The sequence below is a fragment of the Gordonia crocea genome (assembly GCF_009932435.1).
GTDB classification, from domain to species: domain Bacteria; phylum Actinomycetota; class Actinomycetes; order Mycobacteriales; family Mycobacteriaceae; genus Gordonia; species Gordonia crocea.
In genome coordinates, this window is record NZ_BJOU01000001.1 from 2,289,171 (window position 1) to 2,302,442 (window position 13,272).

The following is a 13,272-nucleotide window of genomic DNA, read 5'->3' on the forward strand; positions in this document are numbered from 1 at the left end:
GTCAGGCCGAATCGTCGTCGATGTCGAAGTCGTAGGGCTCCAGCGAGACCGGTTCCCGCTTGTACCCGTTGGTCCGCACGCAGACGTGGCCGTCGGCGGCCAACGGCTCACCGCACAGCGGACAGGGCGGCCGGCCGGCCGACACGATCGCCTCGGAGCGGGCGGCGAAGCTGCGCGCCGCCTCCGTGGTGAGGAACACGCGCAGCGCGTCAGGACCGTCGTCACGGTCGTCGAGGACGATGCTCTCGTCCAGCGACTCCTCGGTCACCGCGAGCAGTTCGACGACGACGGAATTCTCGTTGGCATCCCAGCCCAGCCCCATCGTGCCGACGCGGAACTCCGCGTCGATGGGGGTGACGAGGGGTTGCAGGTCCTCGACCTCGTCGGTGGCCTCGGCAACCGGCGTGTCGAAGCGGCGGGCCACCTCGTCGAGCAATGCGTCGATGCGGTCGGCCAGGATGGCGACCTGCTGCTTCTCGAGCATCACCGACACCACCCGGTTGGCGTGCACGGCCTGGACGTAGAAGGTCCGGTCACCGGGCTCCCCGACGGTGCCGGAGACGAAGCGGTCCGGGGTGCGGAAGACGTGAATCGCGCGCGACATCTAGCGGCCTCCTCCTGCTCCGGTTCCCGCCGTCCCGGTCGCGCCGCCGACCGCGGTCCCCGCCAGTTCCGCCCCGGGGGCCGGGAGGGACAGGCGGGCGGTGTTGTTCACCGTGTGCACCACGGTCTGGCGGGGGTGGTAGCGGACCACCGACAGTGAGGCCGGTTCCACGACGATGCGCTGGAAGCCGTCCAGGTGCAGTCCCATGGCATCGGCGATGACGGCCTTGATGATGTCGCCGTGGGTACACGCCACCCAGAGGCCGGAGCCGTCCTCGCCGCCGTATTGCGCGTCGAGTTCGCGCACCGCGCTCACCGCCCGGCTGGCCATCGCGGACATGGCCTCCCCACCGGGGAAGACGGCGGCCGACGGTTGGCGCTGGACGGTTTGCCACAGCGGTTCCTTGGCGAGCTCGGCCAACGGCCGGTTGGTCCACTCCCCGTAGTCGACCTCGGCAAGGTCGTCGACCACCACCTCGGGGACGTCGACGAGGCCGGCGACCAGGGGGGCCACCGTCTCTGCGCAGCGCTGCAACGGGGACCGGGCGATCGCGCGCAGTCGGGCGCCGCGCTCGCCGAGCCGGTCCGGGAGTTCGGCGGCCTGGGCGCGCCCCACGTCGTCGAGCGCAACACCGGGGCTGCGTCCGGCGAGCACCGAGGCGGTGTTCGCCGTCGAGCGTCCGTGTCGCACCAAGATGACTGCCATGGGTCCACTTTACGGGCGCCGTCGGGCGCCGCGCTCAGCTCGCGGCGATGGTGTTGGTCGCCAGCAGGGCGATGAGGACCAGACCCAGGGCGACCCGATAGGCGCCGAACCAGTTCATCGAGTGGTGGGCGACGAATCGCAGCAACCATTTGATGGCGGCGTACCCGACGACGAAGGCGATGACCACCGAGGCGAGCAACTGCCATCCGCTGGCGGACAGGCCCTCCACGCTCGGCTCGAAGGCGTCGGGGAGGCTGAACAGGCCGGCGCCGAAGACCGCCGGGATGGCCAGGAGGAAGGACAGCCGGAAGGCCGATTCGCGGTCCAGGCCGGCGAACAGGCCGGCGCTGGCCGACGCCCCGGAGCGCGAGACCCCGGGGATGAGCGCCAGGCATTGGGCCAATCCCATCGCCACGGCGTCGCGCATGGTGACGTCGTCGAGGGATCGCCGCTGGGTGGCGTAGCGCTCGGCGAGCCAGAACACCCCGGAGAACAGGATCAACACGATGGCGGTGAGCCACAGGTTGCGATCGCGGATCAGGTCCCGGAAGGCGAAGCCGATGACGCCGATGGGGATGGTCGCGACGATGACCGCCCAGCCGACCCGGTAGTCGACCCCGCGCTTGTCCGCATGGACCAGCCCGGCGAACCAGGCGATGACGATCCGGACGATGTCCTTGAAGAAGAAGACGAGCACGGCCAACTCGGTCCCCAGCTGCGACACCGCGGTGAACGACGCGCCCGCGTCGTCGTTCCACAGGAGCCGGGACACGATGAGCAAATGCCCCGACGAGGAGATCGGCAGGAACTCGGTCAGGCCCTGGACAACGCTCAACACGATCGTCTGCAGCCATGTCATCTCCACCACGACGGGCCATCCTACCCACGGGGGATCGGCGGGCCGGGGCGGCCGGTGGTCTGCCCCCGTCGGACGTGGTGCCGCCACGGTTCACGACTCCAGTGCTGGCAATATAGGGCGCATGTCCTTGCGCCCGCACGCCCTCGTCGTTCTCGCCGCCACCGCCGTGTTGACCGTCGGTGTGGCGGGTTGTGGATCGGGTGACGAGCACGGTCGGCCCGATGTGCCGACGGTGGCCCCGCAGACCCCGCTGTCGGCGCCGCCGGTCGCCGAGCCGCCGGCGGGCGCCGTCGTCGAGGCGCCGCGATTGGGGTCGGCCATCGCGCTCACCACGACTGCCCGATCACTGGCGGCGATTGCCCGCGACGGACGGTCGGTGTCGCTGTTCTCCCCCGCCGACCCGAGCCGCCCGGCCCTGGTGGCAGCCACTCCCGAGGTGCGGGCGATCACCGCCGACGGTGACGGCTTCGTCGCCGTCGGCCCCGCCTCGGTGGCCCGCATCGCCGCCGACGGCACCACCACCGTGCGCCCGCTGGCCCGACCGGGGTTGTCGGTCGCGGTGGACGGCCCCCAGGTCTTCGTCGGCACCGAGCACGGCCACCTGCTGATCCTCGACGCGGCGCTGACCCAGACCCGCGACATCGGCGGGTTCGTGCGCGTCGACGAGGTCGCTGTCGGCCGGTTTGAGGGACGGCGCCAGATCGTCGTCTTGGACCGGGCGCAATCCCTGGTGACCACGGTCGACCCGAACGGCGGGGAACGGGGTGCCGCGCTGCGCGCCGGCAACGGCGCGACGACGTTGATCGCCGATCGGTTCGGCCGCTTCCTCGTCGCCAACCCCCGCGACGGCCAGTTGCTCGGGTTCTACGGCAATCCGCTGATCATGCGGTTCCGATTCCCGGTCGCCGACGGCCCGTACGGCCTGGCCTACGACTCGCGTCGCAACCTGCTCTGGGTGTCGCTGACCGCGGCCAACCGGGTGGTGGGATACGACCTGTCCGCCGGAGAGCCGCGCGAGCGGGCCCGCTTCGCCACCGTGCGCCAGCCGGACTCGATCGCGGTCGATCCGGCATCCGGGGTGGTGTTCGTGCTGTCGGCCACCGGCGGGGGGCTGCAGCGTGTCCAGCCCTGAGACTCCCCCCGTCGACGGTGAACCGTTGGACCTGCCCGGCACGCGCACCGGGCGGCTGCCTCCGGGCTGGGAGGCCGAGACGGTCGCCGACGACGTCGAAGCGCTGCTGCTGCGGTTGCCGCCGGAGGTGACGAGGATCAGCGCGACCATGCGCCTGGCGATCCAGGCGGAGTTCGGCGGCTGGGAGTTAAAACGAACGCGACTCTATCCCGACGGTTCGCGCACCGTGCTGCTGCGCCGCAAGCGCAGCCGACTGCGGCCGCGAGTCTCGCGCCCCGATATCGAACTGGCCTGACCGGCCCGCCCAACTCGGGGCGTGTGCTCACGCGCAGTCGATGCAGATCCGCTCGTTGCCCTTTTCCCGGGCCAGTCGGCTGCGGTGGTAGACGAGGAAGCATCGCGAGCAGGTGAACTCGTCGGCCTGCTTGGGCACGACCCGGACCGAGAGCTCCTCACCGGACAGGTCGGCGCCGGGCAACTCGAAGGACTCGGCGGTCTCGACCTCGTCGACGTCCACCGATGCCGCCTGCGCCTCGCTGCGCCGCGCCTTCAACTCCTCGAGCGAGTCTTCGCTGATGTCATCAGATTCGGTCCGCCGTGGTGCGTCGTAATCAGTGGCCATGTCTCTGGCTCCTATCCCCTGTCGCTAGCGCCTGCACGCCTGGTGGTCTCCGCCGGTGTCGCCTTCCAACGCCGCGACTCCCGGATTTGTTGCCGCGATCAACCGTTTTTCCCTGTGATTTACATCACACTTTGTCATTGCTGCTTCGCGGGGTGGCTGTTTCGAGGCAGGCGCAATCTAGCGCGGCGCCGACGCGAAGTCAATTATCCGCCGCGGGCGCGGCGTCCACCCTCCGCTCCCATCACCCCGCTACAGTGAATCGCAGATCCGCGCCGCCATCGTTTTCGGCGTGGAGCACACGGCAGAACGAACCGCTGCAGGACGAGTAGGAAGGGTGCGCGTGGTCGCCTCAATCACCAACGGCTACTCGAAGGACCACAACGGCCGCCCGTTCCGCCGGCGCGTACCCACCCCGGCCATCATCGCCACCGCCATCCTCGCCGCCCTGGGTGCGGTCGTCTGGACGGTGGCGCTCACCGGCGGCGCCGATTCGCGTGTCCCCGTCGACTGCAACCAACCGTCGGCGGCCTCGGCGGTCCCCGCGGCCCCGAACGCCGCACCCGCCCCGAAGCTGACCGCGATGAACCGCGACGACCTCGTCGATGTGGCACCGGCTGCCCTCGCGACCTTCGGTGTGCGCGTGCTCAACGCGTCGAATCACCGCGGCAAGGCCCAGGCCATCGCCGACGAGCTGATCAACCAGGGGTTCACCCCGGTCCAGGACAACGCCATCGGCGACGACCCCGTCTACCCCAACCGGGACTTGAACTGTGTCGGCCAGATCCGCTTCGGCGAGGCCGGCAAGGCCAGTGCCGCGGCCTTGTCGTTGGCCGTCCCATGCGCGCAGCTGGTGACCGACGGCCGCGCCGGCACCGACGTCGACCTGGTGCTCGGCGAGTACTTCACCGGCACCGAACAGTCCGCCGATGCGCAGGCCGCCCTGGAGGCGTTGCGGTCGGCCGACCCCCGCAACAAGACCGGCGTCGACCCGGCCCTGATCCGGGCGGTCCACTCCGGGCGGTGCTGACCGGGGACTGTCCCGAACCCGCGGCGTGCCGGTCAGGCCAGCGGCAGGGGGGCGAGCGCGCCGCACCCGTCGAGCACCGCCCGCAAGGGGTCGGCGAGCCCCGGTGCGATCGCGACGGTGACGTCGCCGGCGTCGGACCGCGAGTCGGCCGACGGGGTGATGACCACCGCCCCCGCTTCGGCAGCGATGAGCGCCCCCGCCGCCCAGTCCCACGGGGACAGTCCATGCTCGTAGTGCGCGTCGACTGATCCCTCTGCGACCAGGCACAGGTCGATGGCTGCGGCGCCGATCCGCCGGATGTCGCGGACGGCGGGCAGCAGGTCGCACAGGATCCGGGCCTGCTCGCGCCGACGCTGGGCCGAATAGGCGAAGCCGGTGGCCACCAATGCCAGCGCCGGATCGGTCGCCGCGCTGGCCGACAGCGCCATCGTGCCCGAGGCGTCGGTCCGGAAGGCCCCGCCGCCCAGTGATGCGTGGTAAGTCACGCCCCGTGCGACGTCGACCACCGCACCGGCCACCGACCGGCCGTCGACCTGGGCCGCGACCGAGACCGCGTAGGCGGGGATCCCGTAGAGGAAGTTGACCGTCCCGTCGATGGGGTCGACCACCCACCGGATTCCGCTGGGCGCTTCGCGGTCGCCTCCGCCCTCCTCACCCAGGACGGCATCCCCCGGGCGCCGTTGGGCGAGTTCCGCGCGGATGACGTCCTCGGACTCGGTGTCGGCCACCGTCACCGGATCGGTCGGAGCCGACTTCGTCTGCACCACACCGCGATTGGCCGCGCCGTTGGCGAAGAGCTCCGGGCGGCGGCGGCGTACGTGGTCGGCCGCGGTCTCGGCGACGGCAACCGCCACTTCGACCAACTGGGCCGGCGTCCAATCCGGGCCGATGGGTTTCGCGGGAGAAGTGCTCACCCTCCCATTGTCCCCGATAGCCTGGGCCCATCGCCGTCCGACCGTGACGCATGAGCCGAGAGGGGCCGATCCGATGTCCGCTGCTTCGACCGCAACGACGACCGCCGAACCGGAGCCGGTCGCCATCGACCCGGGCGATCCCCGCTACGCCTTCGGGGTCGACGTCGGAGGATCCGGGGTGAAGGGCGGGATCGTCGACCTCACCACCGGAACCCTCGTCGGCGATCGACACAAGATCAAAACCCCCCAGCCCGCCACCCCGAAGGCCGTCGCGACCACGGTGGCCGCGATCGTCGAACACTTCTCCTGGACGGGCCGGGTGGGGATCACATTGCCCAGCGTGGTCGTCGACGGGGTTGTGCGGACCGCGGCGAACATCGACAAGGGGTGGATCGGGACCGACGCGTACGCCCTCTTCGGCGAGCACGTGTCCGCCGAGGGGTTCACCGTGCTCAACGATGCCGATGCCGCCGGCCTCGCCGAGGCGCGCTACGGCGGCCAGGTCGACGACGTCGAGGGTGTGGTCATCATGTTGACCCTCGGTACCGGTATCGGTTCGGCGATCCTGTTCGACGGCGGTCGGCTGCTGCCCAACACCGAACTCGGGCACCTCCAGGTCGGCGACGCGATCGCCGAGGAGCGGGCGTCGGCCCGGGTGAAGGAGGACAACGACTGGAGCTACGCCCGGTGGGCGAAAGAGTTGTCCCGGGTGCTGGCGGAGTATGAGAAGTTGTTCTCGCCCAAGCTCTTCATCCTCGGCGGTGGGATCAGCCGCAAATCGCACAAGTGGCTGCCACTGCTGACCAATTCGACCCCGGCGGCGCCGGCCACGCTGCGCAACACGGCCGGGATCGTCGGCGCGGCGATGGCCGCACAAGCGGGTCTGCGGCCCTGAGGCCTGCCGCCTGACCTGGTGGTTACCGCCCAAACCTGAGTGTTTCGTTACAATGGAACGCGTTGCGACGATCGCTCGATCGGTCACAACCACACCAGACCCACCCCGCGCGTCGTACATCGCCACCGGCACAGCCGCATTCCGGTTGCCCGTCCCGTCTCACGACGCTGCCCCGTTGCGAGTTCGAAAGGTTGTCCGTGGCTGCCTCCAAGACCACCGCGCGCACGTCCGCCCCGGCGAAGAAGACCACGGCCGGCAAGGCTGCGAGCACGGCGAAGAAGCTGACCGCCGCCGCCTCGAAGACCGTGCGCAAGGCGACCGCCAAGAAGGACGACGAGTCCGCCGAGACGGCGACGACCGCCGCGCCCGCCAAAAAGGCCGCCGCCAAGAAGGCTCCGGCTAAGAAGGCGGCGCCCGCCAAGAAGGCTCCGGCGAAAAAGGCCGCCGCCAAGAAGGCTCCGGCGAAGAAGGCCGCTGCCAAGAAGGCTGCCCCCGGTACGAAGGCAACCACCAAGGGCGAGCAGGATCCGCAGGTCGACGAGACCGAGTTGGACGCAGGTCCCGACTCGATCGAAGACATCGATGATGCCGACGTCGATCTGAACGACGTAGAGGCCGATATCGCCGATGCCGGCGACGAGGACGAGTCCGACTCGAAGGCCACCGACGCCAAGGGCGGCAAGGACGAGAAGGACGCCAAGGAGTCCAGCGATTTCGTCTGGGACGAGGAAGAGTCCGAGGCGCTGCGGCAGGCCCGCAAGGATGCCGAGCTCACCGCCTCGGCCGACTCGGTCCGTGCCTACCTCAAGCAAATCGGCAAGGTCGCACTGCTCAACGCCGAGGAGGAGGTCGCGCTCGCGAAGCGGATCGAGGCCGGTTTGTACGCTGCCGAGCTCCTCACCCGCCTGCAGGCCTCCGGCGAGAAGGTGCCGATGGCCCAGCGACGCGCGCTGCGCGAGGTCGCCTACGACGGCACCAAGGCCAAGAACCACCTGCTGGAGGCGAACCTGCGCCTCGTGGTCTCCCTCGCCAAGCGCTACACCGGCCGCGGGATGGCCTTCCTCGACCTGATCCAAGAGGGCAACCTCGGTCTGATCCGCGCCGTGGAGAAGTTCGACTACACCAAGGGCTACAAGTTCTCGACCTACGCGACCTGGTGGATCCGTCAGGCGATCACCCGCGCCATGGCCGACCAGGCCCGCACCATCCGCATCCCCGTGCACATGGTCGAGGTGATCAACAAGCTCGGCCGCATCCAGCGCGAGCTGCTCCAAGACCTCGGTCGCGAGCCGACTCCGGAGGAGTTGGCCAAGGAGATGGACATCACGCCGGAGAAGGTGCTGGAAATCCAGCAGTACGCGCGCGAGCCCATTTCGCTGGACCAGACCATCGGCGACGAGGGCGACAGCCAACTCGGCGACTTCATCGAGGACTCCGAGGCCATTGTGGCCGTCGACGCGGTCAGCTTCACCCTGCTGCAGGACCAACTGCAGTCGGTGCTGGAGACCCTGTCCGAGCGCGAGGCCGGCGTGGTCCGGTTGCGCTTCGGCCTGACCGACGGCCAGCCGCGGACCCTCGACGAGATCGGCCAGGTTTACGGGGTCACCCGTGAGCGGATCCGGCAGATCGAGTCGAAGACGATGAGCAAACTGCGTCACCCGTCGCGTTCACAGGTCCTGCGCGACTACTTGGACTAGAAGCTAAGCGAGGTCCGCGCGCATCGACCTGACCGCGCGTCACCTGACATCGAAACAGCAAAGGCGCCCGCCCCCACCAATTGGGGGCGGGCGCCTCACTGTTTCTCCATTGTCACTGCAGGTCAAACCATAAATCTGCGGTTGTCAGACCCCTGATCTAGTGTAGGATGTAGATAGAAGGACATCAGCACACAGTTTCTAACTCGAGTCCGCACAATATGGCGCGAACCCGAGCCTGGGGGGCACATGAACCACGACGAACTCGCCGCATTCGTCACCGGCACCCTCCGCCGCGCGTTAGAAGCACGCGACGGCGGATGCCAATTCCCCGGCTGCGGCAAGCCACCGTCGTGGTGCCCGGGCGCCGGGAGCGCCAGCGAGCGGGCCCAATCCAAGCAAGCTCACCATATTCAGCATTGGGCCGACGGTGGGGAGACGAACGTCAAGAACACCGTCCTGCTGTGCAGCTTGCATCACCACACCTACCGCTGCCACCACCGACGCACCCTCACCCTCGCTGACCACGCCGCCGCCTAACAACAGCCGCGGCCCGATGAGAGCAGCCTCCGAAGGGGCTGCGCACGTACCTTGAGAACCCCATAGCGAAAAGCGGCCCCGGTCGGGGCCGGTCCACTACGCCAGCACAACGCCGGGCGCACGAACGGTGCCGACCAACCCCGGTCCGGCCTCCGACCACTGCAGCGGTGCCGGAAAACGCGACGTGGGATCCGACACACCGGGGCTCGGGAACAAACCGGAACCGTCAAACGTCTGACAGAGTGTGAAGAGGCGGAATTCCTCGCCTACTCTCACGAGGGACGATTGTTCGCCCGGGACGGAGGAACCATGACCACCACCGCTACGACTACGACTACGACGCGCATGCTGACCGCTGCCGATCGGTGTGACCGCTGCAGCGCAGCAGCCAAGGTGATCGCCGTGCTCCCCTCCGGCAGCGAGCTCTTCTTCTGCCGCCACCACTTCACCGAGCACGAAGCCGGCTTGGCGAAGATGGGCGCGACCATCACCGAGCCGACCGCCGAACTGGTCTGACCGGCTGATCCACCTACGACAGCGAAACGCCGCGAGCCTGAAGACTCGCGGCGTTTCGCTGTTTCGCCGGCTAGTGGGTGACGGCCCTGTGGGTGACGGCTGGGTCAGCGCCATTCCCGCAGCACCCGAATCCTTTCGGTGAGTTGCTCGACTGTGGCCATCGCCGTCGGCGGGCCGCCGAGCCGCTCCCGCAGCTCGCGGTGCACGACGCCGTGGGCCTTACCGGTGCGGTGGTGGTGCAAAGCCACCAACGAGTTCAGCTCCTTGCGCAGCGACTGCAGCGTCGCCGCCGCCGTGCTGGTCGTCGGGGCGCCGTCTCGCGGATTCGCCGCAGCCGCGGCCGTGCGCTTCGACATCTGCTCGCTCTGACGGCGGGACAGCAGCTCGCGCACCTGGTCGGCGTCAAGGAGCCCGGGCAGGCCGAGATAGTCCGATTCCTCCTCGCTGCCGGCGTAGGTCGCCGTGCCGAACGACGAGCCGTCGAAGATGACCTGGTCGAGCTCGGCGTCGGCGTGCAGCGACTGGAAGGCGGGTTCATCCTCGCCCGGTTCATCGACCTGCGCGTTGGCCTCGGCGATGAGCGCGTCGTCGAGGCCCTCCTCGCGGTGCGGCTTGCCCAGGACGTGGTCGCGCTCGGCCTCGAGCTGGCTGGCCAGGTCGAGCAGCACCGGCACCGACGGCAGGAAGACGCTGGCGGTCTCCCCCGGCCGGCGGGATCGGACGAAGCGGCCGATGGCCTGCGCGAAGTACAGCGGCGTCGCCGCGCTCGTCGCGTAGACGCCGACGGCCAGCCGGGGAACGTCGACACCCTCGGACACCATGCGCACCGCAACCATCCACATGTCGTCGGATTCGGCGAACTCGGCGATGCGCTTGGACGAGCCCGGATCGTCGGACAACACCAGCGCGACCTTGGACCCCGAAATCGCGGTAAGCAGCTCCGCGTAGTCGCGCGCCACCGTCTGGTCGGTGGCGATCACCAGACCGCCCGCATCGCGGACCCCGGAGTTCCGCAGCTGGGTCAACCGGGTGTGCGCGGCCCGCAGGACGGCCGGGATCCAGTCGCCGTGTGGATCCAGGGCGGTGCGCCATGCCCGCGCGGTCTGCTCGGCCGACAGCGGCTCCCCCAGCCGGGCGGTGTACTCCTCGCCGGCGCTCGTGCGCCAGCTCGCCTGGCCGGAGTACGCCATGAAGACCACCGGACGCACGACCCCGTCGGCGAGGGCGTCGGCATAGCCGTAGGTGTGGTCGGCCTTGGATCGCGCGCCACCGCCGGGTTCGGGCTCGTAAACGACAAACGGGATGGGCGAGTCGTCGGAGCGGAACGGCGTACCGGTCAGCGCGAGTCGTCGGGTCGCGTCGTCGAACGCCTCCCGGATGGCATCCCCCCAGGACTTGGCGTCGCCCGCGTGGTGCACCTCGTCGAGGATCACCAAAGTCCGCCGGTTCTCAGTGCGGACCCGGTGGCGCGAGGGGTGTGAGGCCACCTGCGCGTACGTCAGGACGACGCCGTCGAAGTCTGAACTGGTCGCGCCGGTCGAGTTGGAGAAGTTCGAGTCCAGCGCGATCCCGACCCGCGCGGCGGCCTGCGCCCACTGGTGCTTGAGGTGTTCGGTGGGTGCGACGACGGTCACCGCCTCGACCGTCCGGTCGGCCAGCAATTCGGCGGCGATCCGCAAACCGAACGTCGTCTTTCCGGCTCCGGGGGTGGCGACGGCGAGGAAATCGCGCGGTTTGCCGGTCAGATATTTGGTGAGCGCCCGGCGCTGCCACGCGCGCAACGGCATGGCCGACACAGCATCAGATGTCACGCGCGAATACACTCCTCTAGCGGTCGGACAACCCCTCCGAGTCTACTAGTGCCCCGACCGCGCGGCGCGCCACCCACGGCGCCGCGTCTGCATCGGGAAAGGTGGAGCAGGTCATGACCGACGACCACGCCACCGACTCCACCGACGACGCCGACGAGGCGGTGCCCGACGATGCCGGTATCCCGTTCTGGCGACGGATCCCCACGTTGGTGTGGCGCACGATCGTCGGCGCGTGGGACCACGGAATCATCGGCTGGTCGGCCCAGGCCGCCTTCTGGCAGGCACTCTCCTTCGCCCCGCTGATCCTCGGACTGCTCGGCAGCATCGGCTACTTCCTGGGTTGGATGAACCCCGACATCACGACGATCATCCACGACCGGATCGTGGGACTCGCGGAACGGACCTTCACCCCCGACGTCGTCGACGACCTGATCGGCCCGACCCTCGACAGCATGCTGAACCGCGGCCGCGCCGGGGTGACTTCGGTGGCCTTCGTCATCTCGCTGTGGGCCGGATCGTCGGCGATGTCCTGCTATATCGCCGCGATCACCACCGCCCACCATCAGGAAAGCGTGCGCAACCCGGTGTGGCAGCGCATCTTCGCCCTCATCGTGTACGTCGCGTTCCTGGCCGGGGCGGTGGTCGTCCTCCCCCTCGTCGCCATCGGGCCCAGCCTGCTGCGGCGGATGGTCGCCCCGTCGTGGGGCCCGACGGTGTCGACGGTCATCGACATCGCCTACTTCCCGCTCGTCGGCCTGGTGCTGATCCTCATGCTGACGACCCTGTACCACCTGGCCCTGCGCCACCCGCTGCCCTGGCACCGGCTGCTCCCGGGCGCGGTGGTGGCGGCGACGGTCTTCTGGCTCGCCACCTACATCCTGCGCCTCTATCTCGCCGCGCTGACCCGCAGCGGGTATACCTACGGCGCGCTGGCGACCCCGATCGCCTTCCTGCTCTTCGCGTTCTTCCTCGGCTTCGCGATCGTCCTCGGCGCCGAACTCAACGCGACGATCGAGTCCCTGTGGCCGTCATCGCCGTCGCGCGGCGTGCGGGCCCGGCACTGGCTCGACGAACAGCGGGCCGAACTCGCCGCCGGGGTCACCGACGGCATCAAGGGGCTGCCGGCCCGGCTGGGCAGTGGCGCACTGGCGCGTCGACCCCGGACCGGGGCCGAGGAGTAGCAGGCCGACGAGGAGCAATCAGCCCTTGCGCATCTTCTCGTAGATCTTCTTGCACTTCTCGCACACCGGCGACCCGGGCTTGGGTGCCGCGGTGACCGGAAAGACCTCGCCGCACAGCGCCACGACGTGGTTGCCCATGACCGCGCTCTCGGCGATCTTGTCCTTCTTCACGTAGTGGAAGACCTTGGGGATGTCGGTGCCGTCGTCGGTCCGCTCGTCGACCTCGGGCCGTTCAATGGTCTCGGTAGCCATGGATCCATTGTGACGCCTGCGCCCTCGAACGCCAACCGAACCCGGGGGTGCGCTCGGCACGCCGAGGTGGGACAGTGGAGGTATGCGCGCACATGCCGCCGAGGAGGCGTTCCTCATCACCCGGGCTGAGAACAGCCCCGAGGAGCAGCACCGCGCACGCGTCCGCAAATACCTGATCATGATGGCCTTCCGCGTGCCCGCGCTGATCCTCGCGTGCATCGTCTACGGATGGACGCACAACGGGCTTCTCGCGCTGGCGGTGGTCGCGGTCTCGATCCCGCTGCCGTGGGTGGCGGTGCTCGTGGCCAACGACCGGCCGGCCCGCAGCCGCAACGAGGTGGCCGAATACCACTACGGCCACCACCGGGAGGAAGCCGAAGCGGCGCTGGAAGCCCCGTCGACCGTCGTCGATTCCGAACTCGCCGATCCGCGCGAGCTCCCCGGCGAGACCGTGGGCGATTCCCCGGGCGATTCCTCGCAGTAGCGCCCGGAGTTTTCAGCCACTTCTCAGGAGCCCGTT

Annotated in this window: 16 protein-coding genes; 9 read left to right on the forward strand and 7 right to left on the reverse strand. The window is 69.3% G+C overall.

All coding sequences use genetic code 11. The annotated features are described in order from the left end of the window. Position 1: 1 nt before the first annotated feature. From nbrcactino_RS10815 to nbrcactino_RS10825, 3 genes are read right to left on the reverse strand one after another with little or no spacing between them, the layout of a single operon-like run. Positions 2-604, reverse strand: coding sequence for a DUF3090 domain-containing protein (locus nbrcactino_RS10815; RefSeq protein ID WP_161927353.1), 603 nt, complete (start codon positions 602-604; stop codon positions 2-4). After that, entirely contained in the window at positions 605-1,309 is a 705-nt protein-coding gene (locus nbrcactino_RS10820; RefSeq protein WP_161927354.1) for an MSMEG_4193 family putative phosphomutase, read from the reverse strand. A gap of 34 nt (positions 1,310-1,343) precedes the next feature. Beyond that, complete coding sequence (locus nbrcactino_RS10825) at positions 1,344-2,168, reverse strand: undecaprenyl-diphosphate phosphatase (RefSeq protein ID WP_161927720.1); 825 nt, start codon at positions 2,166-2,168, stop codon at positions 1,344-1,346. A 121-nt stretch (positions 2,169-2,289) separates the two neighbouring features. Here nbrcactino_RS10825 and nbrcactino_RS10830 point away from each other — a divergent pair, with 121 nt between their 5' ends. Next, positions 2,290-3,300 (forward strand): YncE family protein, encoded by a 1,011-nt coding sequence (locus nbrcactino_RS10830; protein ID WP_161927355.1) that lies wholly within the window; start codon positions 2,290-2,292, stop codon positions 3,298-3,300. A 31-nt stretch (positions 3,301-3,331) separates the two neighbouring features. Then, positions 3,332-3,595, forward strand: a complete 264-nt coding sequence (locus tag nbrcactino_RS10835) for a DUF5703 family protein (protein ID WP_161927721.1) — start codon at positions 3,332-3,334, stop codon at positions 3,593-3,595. A gap of 27 nt (positions 3,596-3,622) precedes the next feature. Here the strand turns inward: nbrcactino_RS10835 and nbrcactino_RS10840 are convergent, their stop codons facing one another. Further along, entirely contained in the window at positions 3,623-3,922 is a 300-nt protein-coding gene (locus tag nbrcactino_RS10840; protein WP_161927356.1) for a DUF4193 domain-containing protein, read from the reverse strand. 340 nt (positions 3,923-4,262) lie between these two features. On the opposite strand from nbrcactino_RS10840, the gene cei reads away from it, so the two are divergent. After that, positions 4,263-4,949 carry an envelope integrity protein Cei gene (cei, locus tag nbrcactino_RS10845; RefSeq protein WP_161927357.1) on the forward strand — a complete coding sequence of 229 codons (687 nt, stop codon included), beginning with the start codon at positions 4,263-4,265 and terminating at the stop codon, positions 4,947-4,949. 32 nt (positions 4,950-4,981) lie between these two features. On the opposite strand, the gene nbrcactino_RS10850 is transcribed toward cei, so the two are convergent. Next, complete coding sequence (locus tag nbrcactino_RS10850; RefSeq protein ID WP_228460777.1) at positions 4,982-5,863, reverse strand: inositol monophosphatase family protein; 882 nt, start codon at positions 5,861-5,863, stop codon at positions 4,982-4,984. Positions 5,864-5,936: 73 nt separating this feature from the next. On the opposite strand from nbrcactino_RS10850, the gene ppgK reads away from it, so the two are divergent. The 4 genes from ppgK to nbrcactino_RS10870 all read left to right on the forward strand — a co-directional run bounded on the left by ppgK (position 5,937) and on the right by nbrcactino_RS10870 (position 9,508). Next, positions 5,937-6,758 (forward strand): polyphosphate--glucose phosphotransferase, encoded by an 822-nt coding sequence (gene ppgK / locus nbrcactino_RS10855; protein ID WP_161927359.1) that lies wholly within the window; start codon positions 5,937-5,939, stop codon positions 6,756-6,758. A 197-nt stretch (positions 6,759-6,955) separates the two neighbouring features. Continuing rightward, entirely contained in the window at positions 6,956-8,455 is a 1,500-nt protein-coding gene (locus nbrcactino_RS10860) for an RNA polymerase sigma factor (RefSeq protein WP_161927360.1), read from the forward strand. Between the two features lie 246 nt (positions 8,456-8,701). Beyond that, entirely contained in the window at positions 8,702-8,992 is a 291-nt protein-coding gene (locus nbrcactino_RS10865) for an HNH endonuclease signature motif containing protein (RefSeq protein ID WP_161927361.1), read from the forward strand. Between the two features lie 309 nt (positions 8,993-9,301). Further along, complete coding sequence (locus tag nbrcactino_RS10870; protein ID WP_161927362.1) at positions 9,302-9,508, forward strand: DUF7455 domain-containing protein; 207 nt, start codon at positions 9,302-9,304, stop codon at positions 9,506-9,508. Positions 9,509-9,612: 104 nt separating this feature from the next. On the opposite strand, the gene nbrcactino_RS10875 is transcribed toward nbrcactino_RS10870, so the two are convergent. Beyond that, the gene (locus tag nbrcactino_RS10875; RefSeq protein WP_161927722.1) at positions 9,613-11,295 is read right to left on the reverse strand and encodes a DEAD/DEAH box helicase; all 1,683 of its coding nucleotides are present in this window, start codon (positions 11,293-11,295) and stop codon (positions 9,613-9,615) included. A 137-nt stretch (positions 11,296-11,432) separates the two neighbouring features. On the opposite strand from nbrcactino_RS10875, the gene nbrcactino_RS10880 reads away from it, so the two are divergent. Then, positions 11,433-12,500, forward strand: a complete 1,068-nt coding sequence (locus nbrcactino_RS10880; protein ID WP_161927363.1) for a YihY/virulence factor BrkB family protein — start codon at positions 11,433-11,435, stop codon at positions 12,498-12,500. 18 nt (positions 12,501-12,518) lie between these two features. On the opposite strand, the gene nbrcactino_RS10885 is transcribed toward nbrcactino_RS10880, so the two are convergent. After that, a complete protein-coding gene (locus nbrcactino_RS10885; protein ID WP_161927364.1) occupies positions 12,519-12,752 on the reverse strand; it encodes a DUF3039 domain-containing protein in 234 nt (77 codons plus the stop codon). Between the two features lie 82 nt (positions 12,753-12,834). On the opposite strand from nbrcactino_RS10885, the gene nbrcactino_RS10890 reads away from it, so the two are divergent. Continuing rightward, on the forward strand, positions 12,835-13,236 hold the full coding sequence (locus tag nbrcactino_RS10890; protein WP_161927365.1) for a DUF3099 domain-containing protein: 402 nt from the start codon (positions 12,835-12,837) through the stop codon (positions 13,234-13,236). Positions 13,237-13,272: the final 36 nt, after the last annotated feature.

Excerpts from the sequence above, each read along its gene's own strand:
- nbrcactino_RS10815 (WP_161927353.1), bottom strand. The coding sequence starts at position 604 with ATGTCGCGCGCGATTCACGTCTTCCGCACCCCGGACCGCTTCGTCTCC.
- nbrcactino_RS10820 (WP_161927354.1), bottom strand. The coding sequence starts at position 1,309 with ATGGCAGTCATCTTGGTGCGACACGGACGCTCGACGGCGAACACCGCC.
- nbrcactino_RS10825 (WP_161927720.1), bottom strand. The coding sequence starts at position 2,168 with ATGACATGGCTGCAGACGATCGTGTTGAGCGTTGTCCAGGGCCTGACC.
- nbrcactino_RS10830 (WP_161927355.1), top strand. The coding sequence starts at position 2,290 with ATGTCCTTGCGCCCGCACGCCCTCGTCGTTCTCGCCGCCACCGCCGTG.
- nbrcactino_RS10840 (WP_161927356.1), bottom strand. The coding sequence starts at position 3,922 with ATGGCCACTGATTACGACGCACCACGGCGGACCGAATCTGATGACATC.
- ppgK (WP_161927359.1), top strand. The coding sequence starts at position 5,937 with ATGTCCGCTGCTTCGACCGCAACGACGACCGCCGAACCGGAGCCGGTC.
- nbrcactino_RS10865 (WP_161927361.1), top strand. The coding sequence starts at position 8,702 with ATGAACCACGACGAACTCGCCGCATTCGTCACCGGCACCCTCCGCCGC.
- nbrcactino_RS10870 (WP_161927362.1), top strand. The coding sequence starts at position 9,302 with ATGACCACCACCGCTACGACTACGACTACGACGCGCATGCTGACCGCT.
- nbrcactino_RS10875 (WP_161927722.1), bottom strand. The coding sequence starts at position 11,295 with ATGCCGTTGCGCGCGTGGCAGCGCCGGGCGCTCACCAAATATCTGACC.
- nbrcactino_RS10880 (WP_161927363.1), top strand. The coding sequence starts at position 11,433 with ATGACCGACGACCACGCCACCGACTCCACCGACGACGCCGACGAGGCG.
- nbrcactino_RS10885 (WP_161927364.1), bottom strand. The coding sequence starts at position 12,752 with ATGGCTACCGAGACCATTGAACGGCCCGAGGTCGACGAGCGGACCGAC.
- nbrcactino_RS10890 (WP_161927365.1), top strand. The coding sequence starts at position 12,835 with ATGCGCGCACATGCCGCCGAGGAGGCGTTCCTCATCACCCGGGCTGAG.